Origin of the sequence: Janibacter sp. YB324, from assembly GCF_014217915.1 — a bacterium.
In the GTDB taxonomy this organism is placed as follows: domain Bacteria; phylum Actinomycetota; class Actinomycetes; order Actinomycetales; family Dermatophilaceae; genus Janibacter; species Janibacter indicus.
Window position 1 is genome coordinate 3,260,569 of the sequence record NZ_CP060120.1, and the last position, 19,829, is coordinate 3,280,397.

Genomic DNA, 19,829 nt, shown 5'->3' on the forward strand with positions numbered 1-19,829 from the left:
AAGAGATCCGCAGGGCAACGGGGCCACCGCAAGCCTGCATCGCCATTTGGTGATAGCATCGTCATATGACGATCAATGATAGAAGCGAAGGTCCGACAGCGATTGAGGTGCCTGACGCCTCTGCTGCGTTGTTCCACGCCTTGGCCGAACCCACCCGCCTGGCTCTGCTCACACATCTCGCCAGCGGCGAGCACCGCGTCCGGGACCTCGTGGAGCACATGCACCTCGCGCAATCGACCGTAAGCAAGCACTTGGCGTGCCTGCGCGACTGCGGACTGGTGACCGTGCGGGCCGAGGGCCGCGCGTCGTGGTTCTCGCTGGCCGATCCTTCGCGACTGTCCGACCTGCTCGAGAGCGCGGATGCACTGCTCGCAGCGTCCGGAGCGTCATTGTCGCTTCGCGATCACCACGACCACGACCAGTTGGCCACCGAGGAGCTGTGATGGCAGCCGATCACCACCACGGCCCGACGGACGGGCGAGCGGACCGAGGTCTGCGCAACCGGCTCCTGATCGCCTTCGGCATCACTGCGCTCATCGTCCTAACCCAGGCGATCGGGAGTGTCATCACCGGCAGCCTGGCGCTGCTGACCGACACCGCTCACGCCCTCTCGGACTCGACCGGTCTGCTGGTAGCGGTCATCGCCGCCACGATGATGCTGCGCCCACCCAGCAGCAAGCGCACCTGGGGGTTTGCCCGGATCGAGGTCGTCGCCGCACTAGGACAGGCACTCCTGTTGCTCGTGGTCGGCTCCTACGCAGCCGTCGAAGGACTGCGCCGACTGCTTGAACCTGCCGAGGTCCAGGGCAAGGAGCTCCTGTTCTTCGGCATCATCGGACTGGCGGCCAACATCGCCGCCATGGTGGTCCTGTCCTCCAGTCGTGACGCGAACTTCAACATGCGCGCAGCTTTCCTCGAAGTGCTCAACGACGCCCTGGGCTCCCTCGGGGTGATCGTGGCTGCCATCGTCATCGCCACGACCGGCTTCCAGCGAGCGGACACCATCGCCGGCCTGTTCATCGCAGCCCTGATCCTGCCCCGCGCCTACCGCCTCCTGCGTGAGACCGTGAGAGTGCTGATGGAGTTCACCCCGAAGGACGTCGATCTGGACGCGGTGAGAGCCCACATCCTCGAGCTGGACCACGTCCACGAGGTCCACGATCTGCACGCCTCCACGATCGGCACCGGCCTGCCAGTCGTCTCCGCGCACGTCGTCATCGACGACGACTGCTTCGAATCCGGCCACGCACCGCAGATCCTCGAGCAGATCCGATCCTGCCTGAAGGAGCACTTCCCCGTCTCCTTCGAGCACGCCACCATCCAGATGGAGACGACAGCAGTGCGAGAACGCACCTGCACCGGGGTTGAGCACTTCTAGAACGAGTCCTCCCGACAGTCCGCTCGAATCGATGGGAAGCACCCGACATGACGACATCCCCAGATGCGAAGGCACTCATAGCGCTCACCGTCTACCTCATCGGCCTCGCGCTGACATTCGGGGTGAGGACCTTGCAGCACCACCGGCGGACCGGGGACCCCGGGATCCGTCGGATCGCTTCGGACAGCAGCAAGGCTGGCCGTCTGGGTGTGTGGCTGTTCGCCGGCGCGCTCATCCTTGGGGCGGCTGGACCATTCTTGTCGCTGCTCGTTCCCGCTTCAACGATCGCAATGCCTCGCTGGGCCTGGTGGCTCGGCCTTGGGCTGGCCGTGATCGGGCCGGCCCTCGTGTTGGCAGCGCAGCAGGCGATGGGAGATTCGTGGCGCATCGGAGTGGACCCGTCCGAACGAACCGGCTTGGTGACCACAGGGGCCTTCGCGGCCGTTCGCAACCGATCTTCTCCACCATGGTTCTGGCCATGGCGGGCGTACTAATCATGACGCCCAACGCCATATCGGCTGCCGCACTGATGGCCCTCATCGCAGGGATGGAGCTCCAAGTCAGAGCCGTCGAGGAGCCCTACCTCTTGAAGGCACATGGTCCGGACTTCCTTGCCTACGCCGCTCGCGTAGGCAGATTCGTGCCCTTCGTGGGCCGCATGCGGAACACGCAACAGGCAACCGACGGTGGTCCTTGAGCACCGGGCCGCCTGCAGGACCTCTGTGCGCTTCGTGAGCATCTCGCGGTCCGTGTGGGGCGTCTAGTCCGTCACTGACACGCCGACCCGATGCCGACCAGGAGCAGACTGCGTCGGCTGATCGTTGGGGGTGCGTGAACTGGTGTCGATCAGGGCCCGTTGCGAGAAATCAGAGCGAGGAGCGCAAGGTCCGCATCTCCTTGATCTCGGCGTTCTGGTCGCTGATGACGTTCTTGGACAGCTCCACCGCGTCGGGGTTCTCCCCGTCCTGGCGGTGGTCCTTGGCCATCTTCACGGCGCCTTGGTGGTGCTCGATCATCTGGTCGAGGAACAGCGTAGAGGCTTGTTCGCCGTCGGCTGCCTTGAGCTTCTTGATGTCCTCGGGGCTGACCATGCCGTCATGGCTCATCTCGTCTCCGGAGCCGGAGTCGCCACCGTGGCCCTCGTGGCCCGAGTCGTCCTGACCCCAGTCCTTGAGCCAGGTCTGCATCTCCTTGATCTCTGGCCCTTGGGCCTTCTTGATCTGTTTGGCCATCTCCACCACGTCGGGGTTGACCCCGGACTTGTCGAGGATGATGTCGGACATCTCCACGGCCTGCTGGTGATGCATGATCATGCCTTCGGCGTAGGTGACGTCGGCGTCGTTGAACTGTGCCGACGCCTGGCTACTGCCGCTCTCGCTGCCGCCGTGGGAGTCGTGGCTGCTACTGCCTTGGGAGCAGCCACTGACGATGAGGGTGGCTGCCGCGGCGGTCGCCAATGTCTTGGTGATGGTGTTCTTGCGCATGCGAAATCGCGATTCCTTGTCTGGTGTCGTTGATCGGGCAGGACTGCGTCCGGCGACGCCGTGTGGCGTGCTCGGACGCGAGACGCCTGCTCACGTTCGGATGATGCACAGCCGAATCAACGACACGCGTGACAGGTGCCCCGGTGGGGGCGGCGACTGGGCAGCGAGCCAGGTCACCCACGGGGGCTGCCATCGCCACGAGGAGCCACCACGCCGTGGCACGAGGGGCACCAGCCACAGCAGCATGAACAAGCACATCGCGGCCATCGCGCCGTGCTCGTCGCAGCCGGGGGACGGACATGAATGTGCGCCCGAGCTCGCTGGGTCAAGGTGCGTGGGGTGACCCGCGCTCGCCTCCACTTGCTGTGTGGACGCCTCGCCCGGCATCTGATGGCCGACGGAGAATCCGTGCATGGCAAGGATGCCGGCGACCACCGCGGTGACCAGCCCCAGAATCAGCAGGCCCCATCGAGGCTGAAGCGCGCGACCAGCCCGCGCGCGGGCTCGGCAGTCGAGGGCCCATGACCCACAGTCTATGAGTCACCCTGCCGTGAGATGTCAGGCGCTGGCTGCGGTGGTCTACCCAGCCTGCTCGATCGTCGCGTGAACGGCCTCGTCGGTTTGTTCGCGCAGCCTCCGCAGGTCCATGCCAGAGACGGTGTAATTGCGCTCGTTAGCTATTGCAAGGCCGGGACGGTGCGTGCTACCGCGTCCCCAACCTCGTCGTGGGACAAGTCGCGACCATCTGGATGCCCTGTGGGCTGGGGTCTCGCGCGCACCGTCAGACCTCGAGCAGCGTTGACAGGGACGTGCGGCCGCCCCAGGGCGGGTCGAGCTGGCGGTCATCCCTTCTCGCGTTCGAGTCTGGCGAGCATGTAGTCGGCGACGGTGGCGGCTTCGCGGACGACGAGCATCGCGAGATCTTCAGATACCCCTGATGGCAGGGTCCGTCCGTGGCCGGTGCCTTGGAGGTTGCGTAGCGCGTTGATCTGGTCGGCGATGTTCCAGGTTGACTGGTGGATCGCGCGGATCGCGTTGGCGCCTGGGACGTTCGGGTCAACCTGCTGGGGCAGGACACCGAGGCGTTCGCGGGCGAGGTGCCACAGCTGGTTGTAGTCCATCTTCTCGTTGACCGGGAAGCCCGTCTCTTCAAGGACGAACTTCGAGACGGACTCCAGCAGCTCCTTGGCCGTCCCGATCAGCAGCGCCGGATCGCTGGTGGAGCGGCGTAGCCGGTCGACCTGTTCGTCGAGAGCGGCCCTGCCCCCGGTGTCCAGGTCGACCTGGCCGAACGGATGAACATGGCCCTCTTGGGTGAGGCGCCAACCGGCGGACCCGAGAGCTCGCCGGAGGCGGTCGACGTCCTCACCTGCCGCGCCTTCACCGATCAGGCCGTTGACGCGCAGCAGGGACAGCAGGCCGTCGACGAGCTCCCGAGCCCGGGCAGGTTGTCGCTTGGCCAGAGCTAGGCCCCGCAGGACACGCTTCTCCTTGTTGGGCCCTTGAACGTCGGGGTCATAGGTGTAGTCGTCGCTGTAGCCGGTGCCGGTGAGCACTCGGCTGATCTCGCTGTGACTGGGTCCGGCTCCGCCGTGAAAGAACTTTGCGATCGCGGCGATGACGTCGTCGGTGATCGGCGCGGCGCTGCGTGGGCTCATGGACTCTCCGCTTCTGATGTGGGCTGGTCTAGGACCTGTCGCAGGCTGACCTGTTGCGCGGTACTGAGGGTGGCGGAGAATCTCCGCATTCGTGCTGGATCTGCCAGAGGCGCGGTCCCCGGGTGGGCATGGGCCGCCTTGACCCATAGCCACTGCACGGCCAGAGACCAGTTTGAGGCCCGGGTGCCTGGCCGGTATCTACGTGCCCAGGCGATGAACCACGAGGTCGATGCGGCGAGGGCATGGACCTGGTCTTCCAGGGCTCGGTAATCCCGCCGGTCGAGATCGCCCGCGGCGGCGGTTATGGCCTCGAGGACGGCCGCGGGTGAAGCGGTCTGGCTGGCCGCGGCGGCTGCGGCGCACCGCGATCCGAGATCTGGAGGCAGTCCGAGGGCTTGTGCGGCCGCGGCCCAGGTGGTGATGCCGGGGTGGGTGAGGGCCATGGTCAGGGAAGCGAACAGCTGGACGGTTTCGGGTCGGGAGGTGAACAGAATGCCCAAGTGCTCCTCGTAGAGCTCGACCGGCAGGACCTGGGGGATCTGCCGGGTGGAGACCGTCAGCGGCGGCGTCGCGTCGAGTAGGCGCGAGAGGCGCCGGCGTGGCGCATGTGTGGCCATGACCAGGCGGGTCGTGGAGCTGGTGTGCCGGGTGTGGTCGCCGACCCAGCCCAGCAAACCGTCCGGGGTGCGCGGGATCGCCTCCACCCACGGCGCGAAGCGCGTGACGGCCTCCTCGATGCCGCTACTGGTGAGGATGTCCGCAGTCGTAGTCAGCGCCTGGGATCGGGTGGAGATGTCCGCGGGTAGTTTCAGGCCCCATCGGGGTGCCCGCTGCTGTGTATGGGTCGCAGCGTGGACCTGTCCCGCCCATTCGGGCAGCAGGCCGGGACGGGTGGTGGCGGTGGCGATGTGCAGCAGCAGGGCGGTCAGGCCATGGACGTCCGCCATGAACCGGCGGGCCGTGGTGCCTTCACCGAAGACCTGGGGTGGTCGCGCCACCAGCGACTGGGCCTGGGTACGTGCTTGCCGGTCGACGCAGCCGGGGTCGGCCGGCTCCATCGGGAGCGTGCTGAGGTCCGTTGGGCAGTAATGGCCGCGTCGACCCAGGGCATTGCCACAGCGGGTCTTTGCGCCGATCGGGCGCAGGAGCGTGGATCTGGTGGCGCGGAAGGGCCGCTGGCAGCCCGGGCACGTCGAGAGCAGGTAGCAGCCGTGGCGGAGGCAGACGGTGGTGGTGGGGATTCGCCACGAGATGTCCCAGGTGCCGGTCTCGGCGAGGCAGCGGGGACAGATCTGGGTGCCTTGACCGGGTGCCCAGCCTCGGGCGGCGACGGCGCGGTAGCTGGGCTGGTGGTGCGGGTCGAGACCGGACAGGTCCAGCAGCGTCCCGTCGACGGCGGCGAGCGTCGCCGCGGTCAGCGCCGCGGTCGACTGGCCGGTCAGGCCCGAGAGGACCTCGAGGGTGCGGGGGGTGGGGCGCAGCAGCACGTAGCGGGTGGTGTCGCACGCGTCGGTGATGGCGCGCATGACCGTGGCCGCCGGTATGTGGTTGGCGTCGGCGGCGTGCTCGAGGTAGCAGTCCAGGGCTTGGCCGGCGTGCAGGGTCGGGCGGGCCGGCAGGTTGCGGCCGGGGTCAGGAGACACGACGCTCACCGTGATCACGGCCTAGTCGCGGGAGGGCGTCGACGGCGACCGTGGCGCTGAGCTGCAGGTGGTGCTGCCACCAGTCGCGCAGGAGCAGTCGGCCTTCGGGGTTCATGTCGTGGTCGAAGGCCAACAGCAGCCGAGGGGCCATCTGGGCATGTGGTCCACCAGCCGGACGCCCGAGGGTGGCATCCAGCCACACCCAAGCCGCTGCCAGCCTCCCGGCATCGGGCGTGTGCGCCGCAGCGGCCGGCAGCTCTTCGATGACGCCGTGGGGAATCATCTTGACGTTGCGCAGCGCCTCGCGACGCTGCGCCAGCGGCGGCAGCCCTTCTTCGAGGAGGAAGGCCAGGTGGGCCGCCAGGCGGCGGTAGGTGTCCACGTCTTCGGTGATGTGCTCGGCGAGCCGGGCCACCTGAGGGTTGATCGTGGCTGCGTGCAGCGTGTGGATGTCGCGGATCGAGAGGTCGCTGTTCCGGGCCTGGGCGACGAGTGAGGTCAGGGCGACTGCCTCGGCGGTGCGGATGGTGCGGGTCGCTTCGGGCAGCACGAGGAGGTCGTGGTTGCGGCGCATGGTCGTAGGGATGTGCCCGACGTGGATGCCGTGGTCCAGGATCAGGGAGAGCACGGCCTCGCACCCCGTGTGAGCGTCGGGCCATCGCGGCACCAGGTCCCTGGCGGGCAACCACGGGTCGCCCATGATGGCGATCTGGTCGGCGAGGTCACGGGCCGCGGCCTGTGTGGCGGAAGCGGCCCAGGTCAGCGCCAGGGTCGTCGCGCTGATGTACGGCGGCCTGGCAACGACCCGGCCCGGTTGCAGCCCCCAGCGCAGGAAATCCACCACGGCCTCACGCCAGAGGGTGGACTCTCCGGGTAGGAGTGGGGGCCAGTTGGTCCACAACGCGTGCTCGAGACCGGCCATCAGAGATTCGAGTCGCGTCAGCCGGTCTCGAGCACGCTGAGACTCACCGGCTGAGCAGAGGGTGGCGAGCATCTCACGGTGGACCGCCTCGATGTCGGGTCCCGGGTGGCTGGGGTGCGGGAAGTAGGCGTCGTGCAGGAAGCAGCCGCAGTTGGGGCACAGCACGACAATGTTCAGCCGCGCGGCGACGGTCGCAATCTGGCACTGGGGGCAAGTGGCGGGTTGACCGGCATACCGCCGGCCGGTGCGGGCTCGCTCCGGCGCCATCCCCGGGTAGGCGCCACGCAGGGTCGCTGGCCTCAGCTCGTCCACGGCGGTCGAGGTGAGTGCCGCGACGCGGTGCAGCAGGTCATCCGGGGGCTCTTCCCAGACCCGCGAGTGGACCTGCAGGCCGGTCAGCTCGCGGACGGTGGTGTGGTTCGCGCTGGCGGTGCGCGCCAGAAGGGCCGCGATGTCCTCGCCGGGTCGCAGGTCTGGACGAGCGGGCAGCGGCGGCGGCGCTGGCTCGGTCATGCCGAGGCTCCTGACCTTGGGGCAGCGGTAGCCGAAGGGTCACCGACCGGGGCGGTCGCTCGCCGCCGCGTGGCGTGAGCGTCTGCGTTTCGTCGTTCGGCTCGCGCAGCCAGCGTGACGCCGGCGAGGTGCTTCTCGGTGATGGCCCAGGTTCCGTCCTCGATGGCGGCGGTCGTGGCGTCGCGCAGCAGCTGGAGCAGGTCGCGGTGGTAGCCGGCGCTGCGTTCGAGCCAGATGTGTGGCAGTTCCTTCCAGATGTGGTCGGGCCGACCGGCCGGAAGGTAGGGCTGGGCGTGCTTCGCACACTCACGCAGGAACTGTTGGAAGGCCAGCCTGTCGGCCTTCGTGGTGCCCGAATAGGGCGCGACGGGGATCTCGTAGGCCCGCCCGGTCACCTGCGGGTCGTCCATGACCGGATGTGTGTGCAGATTCGCGCCGGCGAGGATGACGGTAGCCCCGAGCTCGCCGACAGCGGTGACCACGGCTTTGAGGTGGTCCAGCGCCTCGCGGCCCAGTTTCAGTGAGGTTTTCAGCAGGTGCAGGTCGTCCACGATCAGCAGGCGGACACCGTGTCGTTCAAGGAGATCGAGGTAGCGCACGCGTTTCTCGACACCGGGCGGGTAGCCCAAGGCCTGGACGATCTGCGCGTTGAACTTCGCCACCGTCGTGCCGGCCGCCAGGGACAGGAAGAGGACGGGCACGTGGTCGACCTCGAGGTTCTCGACCCTGCGTCCGGTGATGGTGCGGGCGGTGGTCACGGGACGGACATCAGGGTCGGTGTGCGGGGCGACCAGGCGTCGGTGCGCCTCGAAGGCGACTTGGTAGAGCATCGTGGACTTGCCCAGAACGTTGTCGCCGGTCACGATCGCCACGTCCTTGGTCCCGGTCAGCGACTGCGCGTTGCCCTCGATCAGGGCAGTCAGGCGCTGCCGGATGCCGCGGTCGCGGTCGGAGTCGAAGTAGCGGCCCGCCAGGAAGCGGCGCACCTCGCTCGCACGGGCGCGTCGCTCCTCGCCGGACATGCAGTTGGCCTCGCGGGTGGTGATCATCGGCGGTGGCCCGATCGGCGGAGTGAAGGCCAGGGAGTGCAGCAGGTCGGCCTTCATTCTTGCTCCTCCAAGTTCGACCAGTCGGCGGCGTCGGTCTCCCAGGGCGCCCTGGTCGTCTTCGCCGGCGGTGCGGGGCGCGACCGCGGGCGTGGCGCTCCGCCGGTCGATGGGGTGCGACCGCCGGCGGCGGAGGCCGCCTCGCCGTGGTCGTGCTTGGACTGGCCCGAGCGCATGGCGGCGGCGGTGAGCATGTTGCCGTGCCAGTCCGCCAGGTCCGGGTCCCCCCGCAACCGGTCGTACCCGTCAGCCGTGTTCAGGGTGGTCAGGACCTCTTCCTCGATGCCGTCGCGGGAGAGGTCCCGGTAGGCGCCGCGCTTCTTCATCAGGCCTTTCGCATGCCGCAACGTCACCCCGGTCATCGGTGCCCGCAACTCGTGCTCCCGGCGCCACGGCACCCGGATGATCCGGTCGGTGTCGGGGTGACGCAGCCAGTACGCCGAGACATCCCGAGGGTCGTAGTAGAACGGCGCCGCCTTCGCTCCGGCCCAGGCACGCCGATCACCGGTGTGCCCGGTCTGGTCAGGTGAGCGGAAGGTCCAGTCCCGCACGTTGCGGAACTCATCCAGCTCTCGGCAGTCGTAGTACAAGTCGTCGAACTCGACGCCGTTGGCGCCGATCTGGCCCCACCGGATGGGCATCGCGTCGTAGATCAGGTCCGCACGCTGGAGCACGTGGATGCGCCCCTGGGCGGCCATCAGGCTGTCGTAGACGTCCAGTGGGGTCAGCCGCATCCGGGCATCCTCGGCGGTGATGCTCTTGTCGGCCAGCACCAGGCTGGAGTGCGGGCTGCGGTGATACGTCGTGGCGATCCACTCCCGGATGTGCCGCTCCAATTCCCGCGGCGTCAGCGCCGGGGCACCGCCGTGGAAGACCGGCTGACCGGCCTTGTCCAAGGTGATACGCCCGACCTTCGAGCCCCGCTCGGATACGTTGTGGCCCTTGTACCCAGGCGCGGCCTGGAAACAGGCCTGCAGGGTCTCCCAGAAGCGCTCCATGACCGCGTTGTCGGTCGGGTGCGCACCACGGGAGAGCAGCAAGTTGATCCCGAACTGGCGACACAACGCCCGAAAATGCGTCCCGGTGAAAATACTGCCCCGATCCGCTCGGATCGCATCCGGCAGCACACCGGGGATGCCGTGCTCACCGACCAACGGCCGGCCCGCGAGCCCATCGATGCGCTCGGCTTCGGCCAGTGCATGCGGGAACAACCCGATGTGCTCCGGGACCCCGGCCCACCGCCAGTCATCCACCCGGGCCGGATCCACCGCGAGGCTGTAGGGCCGCAGGATGTCGACCAGCAGCAGGCCGGCCTCGAACCCGGTCGGGCTGCGGGGGAAGACCCTCGTCCCCACGATCACCCGGCTGGCCAGGTCGATCGCCGTCATCACCTCCACGCTGACCGCGGACCCGGTGAACGGGTCGAAGCAAAAGTTGTCCGCGCGGGTCACATCGATCGCCACCACCTGCCCCACACCGACCGTCGCGAACGACGAATACGAGGCAGTGGTCCGCAGCTTGTTCGTCTTGTGCGCCCGCGTCGTGCGTCCCAACGGCTTGACCACGTGCGCGATGTACCTGCGCAGCGTGTCCCGAGGCAGCTCCTCCATCACGAAGCCGTCCGCACTGAGCTTGGACAGGACCTGGCGGTAGATGTCCTTCTGCCGCTTTGCGGACTCCGTCCCGTCGAACCGGCCCACGACCCCCTTGCACACGTCCTTGATCTCCTCGTCCAACGAGTCGAACTGCGACCGGCCCTTCCGGCTGCGGCCATCGACCAGCTCGAACAGTCCCCCCGGTTCCCCGAAGTAGTCCCGGTGCCAGTTCCGGATGGCGTTGGCGGTCGGGGACCCGATCCGACCCGGCCGCGTCGAGCGACCTGCCTCACGGTCACGACTAGCCTGACGATCCAGATCATCCTCGGCTGCCAGTTGCTCGACCATCGCCGAGAGCTTGCGAGCCAGCGAGATTCCGTCTGCCGGATCGAACGGCCAGAAGGGCTCACCCTCGCGCGCCAAGGCACGATGTCCCCGCGCGAAGCCCGTCTCGACGGTCAGGACGATCTCCTCGCGGTCGAGCGCCAACTGGCGCGCGGCCTCACGGACGCTCTCGAACTTGTGCCGGAAGGGCCCCGCCACGGCATCAACGCGGCCATCGAGCATCCCGACGGCGACCTCGAGGTCCTCGAACCGAATGTCGAGAACTTCGCCGTGGATGGTCTCGACGCGCACGCTCAGCGGGCGGACACCCACCACCAGCAGCGGGCGGCCATCTTCACCTTGGATGGTCGCGCCGTCGTGCAGCGCGACACGCACGCTCACGACCGTCCCGCCCAGACCACAGGAGTGTCTTCGCTCCACCGGTCGGCAAGGTCCAACTCGACGTCGCCCCGCCAAGCCAGGTGCCACAGTGTCGACAACAGATAGCCGCCCTCATCGGCTGCGGCGATGTCCCCGAAGGTCACGCCGGCGCCGTGGGTGATTTCGCGTAGACGTGACGTCGCGGCTGGCATCCACGGCTGCTGCCTGCGGGCCATCGACAGCCACCGCAGGTTGACCTCCTCCTCGCCAGAGAGTCCGGGAAAGACCCGGTGCCTCCACCCCCGGGCGGTGCACGCCTCAGCAGTCTTCTCGACCTTCCAATTGAAGTCGATGTCCTGTAACTCGGCCGGGCGCGCATCCCACACCGTCACCGACCCGTCGACGCCCACGCTGAGCAGGTCGGGATAGTGCGACTTCTTCGGTGACCACCGAAGGAGGAACGGTTGGGCCACCAGCCACGCGACGTCCCGGTCGCGGTCGAGCATCATCATCAACTGATGCTCCAGGCCCGACTCCAGTGTCAGATCGTCCCCGATTGTCATCGAGAAGGCATGCACCGGAACGTTGCGCGAGTACGTCGAGGAGCGAACCTTGCGGACCGACCCCAGCTGCCGCACATCTGGAGGTCCAGCACCCCAGTCCCAGCCAGAGACGACCTGGCCTCCCACAGCGAAAGACCACTCCGGGTCCGAAGATTGAGTTTCGGGCACCGCAACATCTACTGTGGACACAACGACTCCTCCTGCCACCCAGCCAAGGGATCAGGTAGTTGTTCACGAGGGCGTCCCGGGCCAACGGGACGCCCTCGAACTTTGTCTGCACAGCGACACTATCGAACGCTGGCGCTCCAATACCACGCCGTGGGCGAAACTCCTAACGACACGCCGCAAGTGGCCGTAAACAATGTACAGAGCCGTTTGTACAAACTAGGCCCCCTCTCTACAATCAGAACCCGCCGGAGTCCTTCGCCAGGTTCGAGAAGCGGGCGTAGTGACCCTGGAAGCCGAGGACGATGTCGGCGGTCGGGCCGTTTCGGTGCTTGGCCACGATGACGTCGGCCTCCCCTTCGCGCTCGGACCCGGGGTCGCGGTCGCGGTGGAGCAGGATCACCAGGTCAGCATCTTGCTCGATCGAGTTGTGCACCGCGATGCCGTTGGCGACGAAGTTGTGACGACCGAGAACCGTCGCGTCATAGACCTCTTCGACGCCGTCGGCCTCCACCGCCACCACCGTGTCCCAGAAGACGTCGTTGACAGCCATGAGCTCCAGCTCCGCGGAGTCGAGGACCTGCGCGACGCGGGTCAGCCGCTCCCGCGAGGGAGCCGAGGCGTAGAGCGCCGAGCCGCAGTACTGAGTCCCGAGTGCGGCCTGGAACTCACGCGTCGTCATCCCGGCGTCCGACATGACGTCCTTGACGTCCGCCCACACCTGCTTGGGGATCGTGTCGACATTGGTGTTGGCCTTGACGTCGCGGACGATCTCGAGGAGTCGCTCGGCGTTCGCTCCGCGCGCGCCGAAGACACCGATCTCTGCAGGAACCTGCGCTGCGAGTCGACACCCGAGGATGTCGATCGTGTAGCCGTCGCGATACCCGTCCTTGTGGGTCGTCCGCAGGCGCGTCTGGATGCCGAAGCGCAGGAGCAGCCGGCTGAGGTCGTCGACCAGTCGGCGCGAGGTCGAGGCGTAGTAGATCCGGCCCCCTCGACCGTTCTTGTTGACCGTGACCGAGCCGTCGGTCGCCCAGATGTGCTTGATGAAGAGGGCGATCTGCACCTTGGGCAGGCTGAAGATCTCGTCGGGGAGGAACTTCTCGTGCGAGCGCAGCCCGAAGAGCCCGAGCCCGTCGAGCCACTCCGCCAAGGGATTGCGCTTGCCCCTGGCGACGGGGAACGGGGATCGCAGCCGCAGCGTGCTGACCCGCGCTGCCGCGTAGTCGTCACGGACCGTGGTGATGCCGAAGGCGAGCGCGGACTTGGTGACGACCTCGAGGTTCGCCTCGTCGACGCTCGCGTAGCGCAGTGGCTGACGCTTCACGAAGGACCCGTCGCCCAGCATGTGCGCCAGCAGGATGACGCGCGCGTCCTCCCACTCGGTGAGCGCCCGCGGTGAGGGGACGTGGCGGGGCACTGCCACACGATCGCCCTGCCGCAGCTGGGCGAGGGGGGTCCACCCTTCGTAGGCAAGGAAGGGGTGGTTCTCCGTCGCGCGCACCGTCTTGCCCGAGGCGAGGGTCAGCTTGAAGACGACGGCCGTGCCGGTGGAGAAGGCGTGCGTCATCTTGCGCTTCACGTAGCGCAGGGAGTCGTCGAGCGCCCACAGGTCGATGTCCTTGGCGCCCGTCTCGACCAGCTCTCCGATCGTCGTCTCTGCACCGGTGTCCGCACGCAGGATGCGCGTCTCGGCGGGCAGGCAACCGGACTCACGAAGGTCACTCATCGCCGGACGCTTGTCGGTGCGCTGCTCTGGACCACGGTTGAGCTGGCTGATCGCGATGACCGGGACCTGCAGCTCCTTGGCCAGCAGCTTGAGGGCTCGGGAAAACTCGGAGACCTCCTGCTGGCGGGACTCGACCTTCTTGCCCGAGGTCATCAGCTGCAGGTAGTCGATGACGATGAGTTTGAGGTTGTGCTGCTGCTTCAAGCGCCGCGCCTTGGCGCGGATCTCCATGAGCGCGAGGTTGGGCGAGTCGTCGATGTAGAGCGGGCTGTCGCTGATTCGGCCGACGACGCGGGAGAGCTTGCGCCAGTCGGGGTCGCTCATCTTGCCCCGCCGCAGGTGCTGCAGTTGGATGCTCGCCTCCGCCGCGAGGACACGCATGGTGATCTCGCTGCGGCTCATCTCGAGGGAGAAGATCGCGGTCGCCATCTGGTGGTGGATCGCCGCCGCGCGGGCGATGTCCACACCCAGCGTGGATTTGCCGATCGCCGGCCTGGCCGCGACGACGATCATCTGCCCCGGGTGCAGGCCGTGCGTCAGTTCGTCGAGGTCGGTGAAGCCCGTCGGCACACCGGTCATCTCGTCGGTGCGACCTGCGGCGACCTCGATCTCGGTCATCGTCTCGTTGAGCGTGTCCCACAGTGGGGCGTAGTCCTCGCCGCCACGCTTCTCGGCGACGGTGTAGACCTCGGCCTGCGCGGCGTTGACGATCTCCTCCACGTCGCCGCCGCCCTGGGCGTAGCCCATCTGGACGATCTTGGTCCCGGCCTCGACGAGGCGGCGCAGCACCGCCCGCTCGGCGACGATCTGCGCGTAGTAGCCGGCATTGGCCGCGGTCGGCACCGACTGGATGAGGTCGTGCAGATAGGCCTGGCCGCCGGCGCGCTGCAGATCGCCGCGCTTGCTCAGCTCGTCGGAGACGGTGATCGCGTCGGCCGGCTCGCCGCGGCTGTAGAGGTCGATGACCGCGTCGAAGATCAGCTCGTGGGCCGGCTTGTAGAAGTCGTGCCCGCGCACCGCCTCACCGACATCGGCGATCGCGTCCTTGGACAGCAGCATGCCGCCGAGGACCGACTGCTCGGCGCCCAGGTCCTGCGGGGGCAGCCGGTCGGCGGGAGGCCTGGACGAGTAGGAGTCAGAGTCGCCGAATGACCTCGTGTCCTGCTCGAACGTCGTCACCCGGGCTACCCTCCGTCTCCTGCACCGGACCCGGCCGAAGGGGGGGTCCGCGCGCCCCCGCGAGGGGACGTCAGAGCACTGTCGCACCCGGTGCCGACAACGCCAAACGGCCCTGTGGACAGAGGTGTGGACCGGGTGTGGACGACGCGCCACTGGTCTGTGCACAGCCCGTGGACAAGTCTGTGGATCTCCGGTCCGAACCAGCACCGACACCGCCTCTGACCTGCGCAAACACCGACGAACAGGTGTGGACCCCAAAAAGATCAGCCAGTCCGCCATCCACAGACCACGACGCGCTCCACGACACATCGGGGCCGATCCCGCAAGCCCCGTATCGCCGGACGGCCCGCCCGGTCACACGGGTCACGGGAGCGATCAGCCGGCGCGCTCGTAGCGGGCCCGCGCCCGCTCCTTGGCCTTGGCCGCCTCGACCTCGCGGTCCTTCGGCGGCGCATTGGTCACGAGGTGGTCGAGCAGGTGCTGGGTCACCTGCGCGATCTCCTCGACCGCCTCGTCGAAGGCGGCCTGGTTGGCCTGGCTCGGCTTCGTCGACCCGCTCACCTTGCGCACGTACTGGAGGGCGGCGGCGCGCACCTCGTCGGTCGTGGCCGGTGGCTCGAAGTTGTGCAGCTGTCGGATGTTTCGGCACATGCCATCCAGTCTCCTCCTGCTGACCGACAGGAGCACCCCCCTTCGCCGGTCACAAGGCATTTGGTCGCTGCCGGTGGGCTGGCGGACCATGGAGGACATGCCCATCACCGCGGCGGCGCCGCACCCCGTGACCACCCCTGCCCAGACGACGCTGATCCTGCGCGTGCTGACGGTGGCCACCTTCGTCGTGATCCTCAACGAGACGATCATGAACAACGCCATCCCGCGGCTCATGGACGACTTCGGCGTCGTCGAGACCTCCGCGCAGTGGCTGACGACTGCCTTCATGCTGACGATGGCCGTCGTCATCCCGATGACCGGCTGGATCATGCGACGCCTGGCGACGCGGCGCACCTTCGCCCTGGCGATGGGCCTCTTCACGGTCGGCACGACGATCGCCGCGGCCGCCCCGACCTTCGAGGTGCTCGTCGCCGCCCGCGTCGTGCAGGCCGGCGGCACCGCGGTGATGATCCCGCTGCTCATGACCACCCTCATGGACCTCGTGCCCGTCGCCGACCGCGGCCGCACGATGGGCAATGTCTCGCTCGTCATCGCCGTCGCCCCCGCGATGGGCCCGGCCGTCTCCGGGGTCCTGCTCGAGCTCGGCACGTGGCGGCTGATCTTCCTCGCCGTGCTGCCGATCGCCGCGGCCTCCCTCGCCCTCGGCCTGCGTCTGCTGCCCGACACCGGCGAGCGCGAGCACAGCCGCCTCGACCTGCCGAGCGTCGCCCTGGCGGTCGTCGGCTTCGGCGGCATCGTCTACGGCCTCTCGAGCCTCGGTGGCGGCCACGGCGGCGAAGGGGGTCCCGCTCCCGAGCCCGTCGTCGACCCCCTTCTCGCGGCCGGCGTCGCAGCCCTCGCCCTCGCGGTCTTCGCCTGGCGACAGCTGACCCTCGCTCGCACCGGCGACCCGCTCATGGACCTGCGCGCCTTCCGGCACCGCAGCTTCACCGGTGCCTTCGTCACGATGTGCCTCGGCTTCGCCGCGCTCATCAGCTCGGTCATCCTGCTGCCGATCCACCTCCAGCGCGGGCTGGGCCTGAGCACCCTCGAGACCGGGCTGCTGCTCATCCCCGGCGGCCTGGCCATGGGCCTGCTCGGGCCGTCGATCGGACGGCTCTACGACCGCATCGGCGCCCGACGCCTCGTCGTCCCCGGCGCGGTCGGCATGACCCTGTCGCTGACGCTCTTCGCCGTGCTGCTGCCGCACGTCGGCATGTGGACCGTGCTCGTCCTGCACGTGCTGCTCAGCCTCTCGCTCGCGCTGCTCTTCACCCCGCTCTTCACCGCGGGCCTGGGGTCGCTGCCGCATTCCCTGCACGCCCACGGGTCGGCGCTGCTCGGCTCCTCGCAGCAGGTCTTCGGCGCCGCCGGCACCGCGACGAGCATCGCCGTCATGTCCCTCGTCGCCGGGTCCGACCCGAGCACGGCCGAGCGCACCTCGGGCGTCCAGGCCGCCTGCATCATGCTCGCGGTGGCCGCGGCGGTGAGCGTCGCGACCTGTCTCATGGTCAGCACGCCGGTCGAGGACCCGGCCGACGAGTAGCCGCGAGAGTGCGGGGTCCTTGCGAGGACTACGCCTTTGGCGCCGCCCCACCCTGCCGGTCCCGGTCAGCGCATCCCGGGCACGAGCGACGGCGTGCGCCGCAGCAGCACCGCCAGCACCACGACGAGCAGCATGAGCACCACGGACAGCGCCACCGAGCCCGGCCAGCCGGCCCGGGTCCACGCGGCGCCGGAGGCGGTGCCGAAGACCGCGGACCCGAGGTAGTACGTGAAGAGGTACAGCGAGGCCGCCTGGCCGGCGCTCGTCCCGCCGAGGTGGGCCCGCAGCGGCACCCAGCCGCTCGCCACCCCGTGCACGGCGAAGAAGCCGATGACGAGCAGGCCCATCCCGGCGACGACGAGCGACAGCACGTCGGGCAGCGTGAGCAGCGCCCCGACGATCGCGACGGCCGCCCCGATCGGGATGACCGTGCGCCGGCCGTGACGGTCGGCGAGGTCGCCGAACCACGTCGAGCTGACCGTCCCCAGCGGGTAGACGAGGAAGACGAGGCTCGCCGCACCGATCCCCAGCGCGAAGGGGGGATCCGCCAGCCGGAAGCCGATGGTGTTGAAGAGCGCGACCATGGCCCCGAGCGAGCAGCCGCCGATGGCGTAGAGGGCGAGCAGCGCCGGGTCCGACAGGGCCCGTCGGGTCATCGCCGCCAGCGCACGCGGGTTGCCCGGCGCCGGCTCAAAGCCCCGCGAGGCCGGCAGTGCGAGCCGCACGAGGACCGCGCACGCCAGGCCGACGAGCACCGTCGCGGCGATGCCCCAGCGCCACCCGCCGCCCAGCTCCGCGCCGAATCCGGAGACGAGTCGGCCCGACATCCCGCCGAAGGCCGTGCCCCCGACGTAGAGCCCGGCGGCGCGCCCCTGGCTCGAGGGGTGCAGCTCCTCGCGCAGGTAGGCCGTGGCGACCGCGGGCAGCCCGGCGAGCGCGAAGCCGTCCGCAAAGCGCAGCGCGAGCAGCGCCTCCCAGGTCGGCGCGAGCGCCGAGGCGAAGCCGATGACGACCGAGGCCCCGAGCGAGAGGTGGATCAGGCGGGTGCGTCCGACGACGTCGGAGAGCGGACCGGCAATGAGCAACCCGGCGCCGATGCCGAACATCGCCAGCGAGACGCTGAGGGTCGAGGCACCCGTCGAGACGTCGAAATCGCGCCGCAGGTCCGGCAGCAGTGCCTGCGTCGAGTACAGCAGGGTGAAGGTCGCGAGTCCCGCCGCGAAGAGCGACCAGACGATCCGCCGGTAGCCGCTGCTGCCCGGCAGGTAGCCCTCGTGCCTCACGCCGACCCCCGGACCATCCGCGCGGGGATGTTGTGCCGGGTGACGACCTGTACTCCCGACGCGAGCGAGGTCGGCGCCCCCGGGACGAGCCGGTGGTGCTGGAGCACAGCGGTGATCGCGGCGCGCGCGTCCTCGCGCAGGTCGTGGTGGAGCACGAGGTCGATCTCGCCCGTGCGCAGCAGCCCGAGGTTGTCGGCGTCGAGGTCGTGCCCGACGTAGACCGAAGGGGGGACCCCCTTCGCGCGGAGCGTCGCGAGGATCGCCCGGTTGGCGCCTCCGACGGAGTACACCCCGAGGGGTGCCGTGACGTCCTCGAGCTCGGCTGCGACGACGGCCGCGGTCGCAGCGTCGAGCCCGTCGGCATCGGCGACCCGGCGCACCTCGACGTGCGGTGCGGTGGCGCTCATCTGCTCGACGAAGGCCTCGACCCGGGTCCGCTCCCCGACGAAGGATGAGCGGCTCAGCGTGACGAGGACGTTCGCGAGATCGCCTCTGCCCCAGTGCTGCACGAGGTGCGCGGCGGTGCGGCCGGCCGAGACGTGGTCCGGCCCGGCATAGGCGATGCGCCGCGATCCGTGCACGTCGGTGACGAGGGTGACCGCGGGGATCCCGTGGTCGGCGAGGTCGTCGATCGCGGCCGCGACGGCCGGCTCGTCGGGGACCTTGAGGAGCACGCCGTGGCTGGTCCGCCCCCTTCGCCCGATGCCCTCGAGCGTGGCGACGACGTCGTCGACCGTGCCCGACTCCCGCAGGTGGTAGCGGGCGCGCACGGCGGCCGGCCGCACCCCGCTCAGCTGGGACTCCAGCGCCGCCGTGACCTCTCCGCTGAAGCGGTCGGGAGCCTGCATGACGACGTCGAGGACGAGCGAGCGTGCCCCTAGGCGCAGGGCGCTCGCCTGCCGGTCGAGCTCGGCGACCGCCTGCTCCACCGCGCGGACGGCGCGGGGACTGGCACCCGGCCGGCCGTGGAGGACCCGGTCGACGGTGGCCTCGGACAGGCCGGCCTGCTCGGCGATGTCGGCGACGCGGTGGCTGCGCACTCAGCCCCGCAGCGTTCGGGCCGCCCGGTCGTGGTGCGCGATCGAGGCGACGAGGAGGAACTGGGCGATCACATAGGTGAGCATGACGAGCACGCTGTGGAGCGGCAGCTCGACGAGGGCGAAGGTGCGCAGCGCGATGAGCCCGTCGGAGACGAGGAAGACGACGGCGCCGACCGTCGCGACCCGGTCGAGCCCGGTCGCGAGGACGGCCATGGTGACGATGGCGGCCCCGTAGACGAGGACCGGCCAGATCGCTCCCGTCCACAGCGCGGTGAAGACCAGCACGGCGAGCACCGCCACGACACAGGGGGCGACGAGGACCGGTCGGGTGCGCGCGATGCTCCGGTCGACGAAGGGCAGGAAGGCTGCGGCATAGGCGATCTGGGCGAGCAGGAAGGGCACGACCATCGCCCAGAAGCCAGCGTCGCTGCCGTCCTCGAAGAAACGCGGGAGCGTGTCGCCGAGCCACGAGAGGCCGAGCGCCGCGAGGGCCAGGCGTGCGAGCTGCGACTTCGGGTCCGGGGTGGTGGTCCACAGCAGCCACGCGAGCACGGGCATGAGCAGCACCTGGGTGAGGTCGGCGAGCACACCCCCCGGGGCCACCGCCTGGGATGCCAGGTGGACGAGGGTGACGACCACGAGGGCGGCGAGCGCGGGCATGGCCCGAGC

At 69.0% G+C, this 19,829-nt stretch carries 16 protein-coding genes; 3 read left to right on the plus strand and 13 right to left on the minus strand.

Features of this window, described 5'->3' with window-relative positions; genetic code table 11:
* The first annotated feature begins 65 nt into the window (after positions 1-65).
* Both H7A72_RS16035 and H7A72_RS16040 read left to right on the plus strand, forming a co-directional pair.
* The gene (locus tag H7A72_RS16035) at positions 66-443 is read left to right on the plus strand and encodes a helix-turn-helix transcriptional regulator (protein WP_084453186.1); all 378 of its coding nucleotides are present in this window, start codon (positions 66-68) and stop codon (positions 441-443) included.
* Positions 443-1,378: a cation diffusion facilitator family transporter gene (locus tag H7A72_RS16040; RefSeq protein WP_084453184.1), complete on the plus strand. Its 936-nt coding sequence runs from the start codon at positions 443-445 to the stop codon at positions 1,376-1,378. The genes H7A72_RS16035 and H7A72_RS16040 overlap by 1 nt, the downstream gene beginning before the upstream one ends.
* 866 nt (positions 1,379-2,244) lie before the next feature.
* Here H7A72_RS16040 and H7A72_RS16045 read toward each other — a convergent pair.
* The 10 genes from H7A72_RS16045 to H7A72_RS16085 form a co-directional block, all read right to left on the minus strand.
* Entirely contained in the window at positions 2,245-2,862 is a 618-nt protein-coding gene (locus H7A72_RS16045; protein ID WP_185221141.1) for a DUF305 domain-containing protein, read from the minus strand.
* Positions 2,863-2,952: 90 nt separating this feature from the next.
* Entirely contained in the window at positions 2,953-3,297 is a 345-nt protein-coding gene (locus H7A72_RS17295; RefSeq protein ID WP_223277693.1) for a DUF6153 family protein, read from the minus strand.
* A gap of 407 nt (positions 3,298-3,704) precedes the next feature.
* Positions 3,705-4,520, minus strand: coding sequence for an abortive infection family protein (locus H7A72_RS16050; RefSeq protein ID WP_084451134.1), 816 nt, complete (start codon positions 4,518-4,520; stop codon positions 3,705-3,707).
* Positions 4,517-6,181, minus strand: coding sequence for a TniQ family protein (locus tag H7A72_RS16055; RefSeq protein ID WP_084451133.1), 1,665 nt, complete (start codon positions 6,179-6,181; stop codon positions 4,517-4,519). The genes H7A72_RS16050 and H7A72_RS16055 overlap by 4 nt, the downstream gene beginning before the upstream one ends.
* A complete protein-coding gene (locus H7A72_RS16060; protein WP_084451131.1) occupies positions 6,153-7,598 on the minus strand; it encodes a TniQ family protein in 1,446 nt (481 codons plus the stop codon). Before H7A72_RS16060 ends, H7A72_RS16055 begins: the two co-directional genes overlap by 29 nt.
* The gene (locus tag H7A72_RS16065) at positions 7,595-8,704 is read right to left on the minus strand and encodes a TniB family NTP-binding protein (protein WP_084451129.1); all 1,110 of its coding nucleotides are present in this window, start codon (positions 8,702-8,704) and stop codon (positions 7,595-7,597) included. Before H7A72_RS16065 ends, H7A72_RS16060 begins: the two co-directional genes overlap by 4 nt.
* Complete coding sequence (locus H7A72_RS16070; RefSeq protein WP_143445518.1) at positions 8,701-11,019, minus strand: DDE-type integrase/transposase/recombinase; 2,319 nt, start codon at positions 11,017-11,019, stop codon at positions 8,701-8,703. The genes H7A72_RS16065 and H7A72_RS16070 overlap by 4 nt, the downstream gene beginning before the upstream one ends.
* A gap of 2 nt (positions 11,020-11,021) precedes the next feature.
* Positions 11,022-11,693 carry a TnsA-like heteromeric transposase endonuclease subunit gene (locus H7A72_RS16075; protein WP_370543543.1) on the minus strand — a complete coding sequence of 224 codons (672 nt, stop codon included), beginning with the start codon at positions 11,691-11,693 and terminating at the stop codon, positions 11,022-11,024.
* A gap of 277 nt (positions 11,694-11,970) precedes the next feature.
* On the minus strand, positions 11,971-14,640 hold the full coding sequence (locus tag H7A72_RS16080) for a replicative DNA helicase (protein WP_223277694.1): 2,670 nt from the start codon (positions 14,638-14,640) through the stop codon (positions 11,971-11,973).
* 375 nt (positions 14,641-15,015) lie between these two features.
* Positions 15,016-15,291: a DUF2277 domain-containing protein gene (locus tag H7A72_RS16085; RefSeq protein WP_072625968.1), complete on the minus strand. Its 276-nt coding sequence runs from the start codon at positions 15,289-15,291 to the stop codon at positions 15,016-15,018.
* 97 nt (positions 15,292-15,388) lie between these two features.
* Here H7A72_RS16085 and H7A72_RS16090 point away from each other — a divergent pair, with 97 nt between their 5' ends.
* Positions 15,389-16,837 (plus strand): DHA2 family efflux MFS transporter permease subunit, encoded by a 1,449-nt coding sequence (locus H7A72_RS16090; protein ID WP_185221143.1) that lies wholly within the window; start codon positions 15,389-15,391, stop codon positions 16,835-16,837.
* Between the two features lie 65 nt (positions 16,838-16,902).
* Here H7A72_RS16090 and H7A72_RS16095 read toward each other — a convergent pair whose 3' ends face one another.
* From H7A72_RS16095 to H7A72_RS16105, 3 genes are read right to left on the minus strand one after another with little or no spacing between them, the layout of a single operon-like run.
* Positions 16,903-18,120 (minus strand): MFS transporter, encoded by a 1,218-nt coding sequence (locus H7A72_RS16095; RefSeq protein WP_185221144.1) that lies wholly within the window; start codon positions 18,118-18,120, stop codon positions 16,903-16,905.
* Positions 18,117-19,160, minus strand: a complete 1,044-nt coding sequence (locus tag H7A72_RS16100; protein WP_185221145.1) for a LacI family DNA-binding transcriptional regulator — start codon at positions 19,158-19,160, stop codon at positions 18,117-18,119. The genes H7A72_RS16095 and H7A72_RS16100 overlap by 4 nt, the downstream gene beginning before the upstream one ends.
* On the minus strand, positions 19,161-19,820 hold the full coding sequence (locus H7A72_RS16105; protein ID WP_185221146.1) for a lysoplasmalogenase family protein: 660 nt from the start codon (positions 19,818-19,820) through the stop codon (positions 19,161-19,163).
* Positions 19,821-19,829 lie beyond the last annotated feature (9 nt).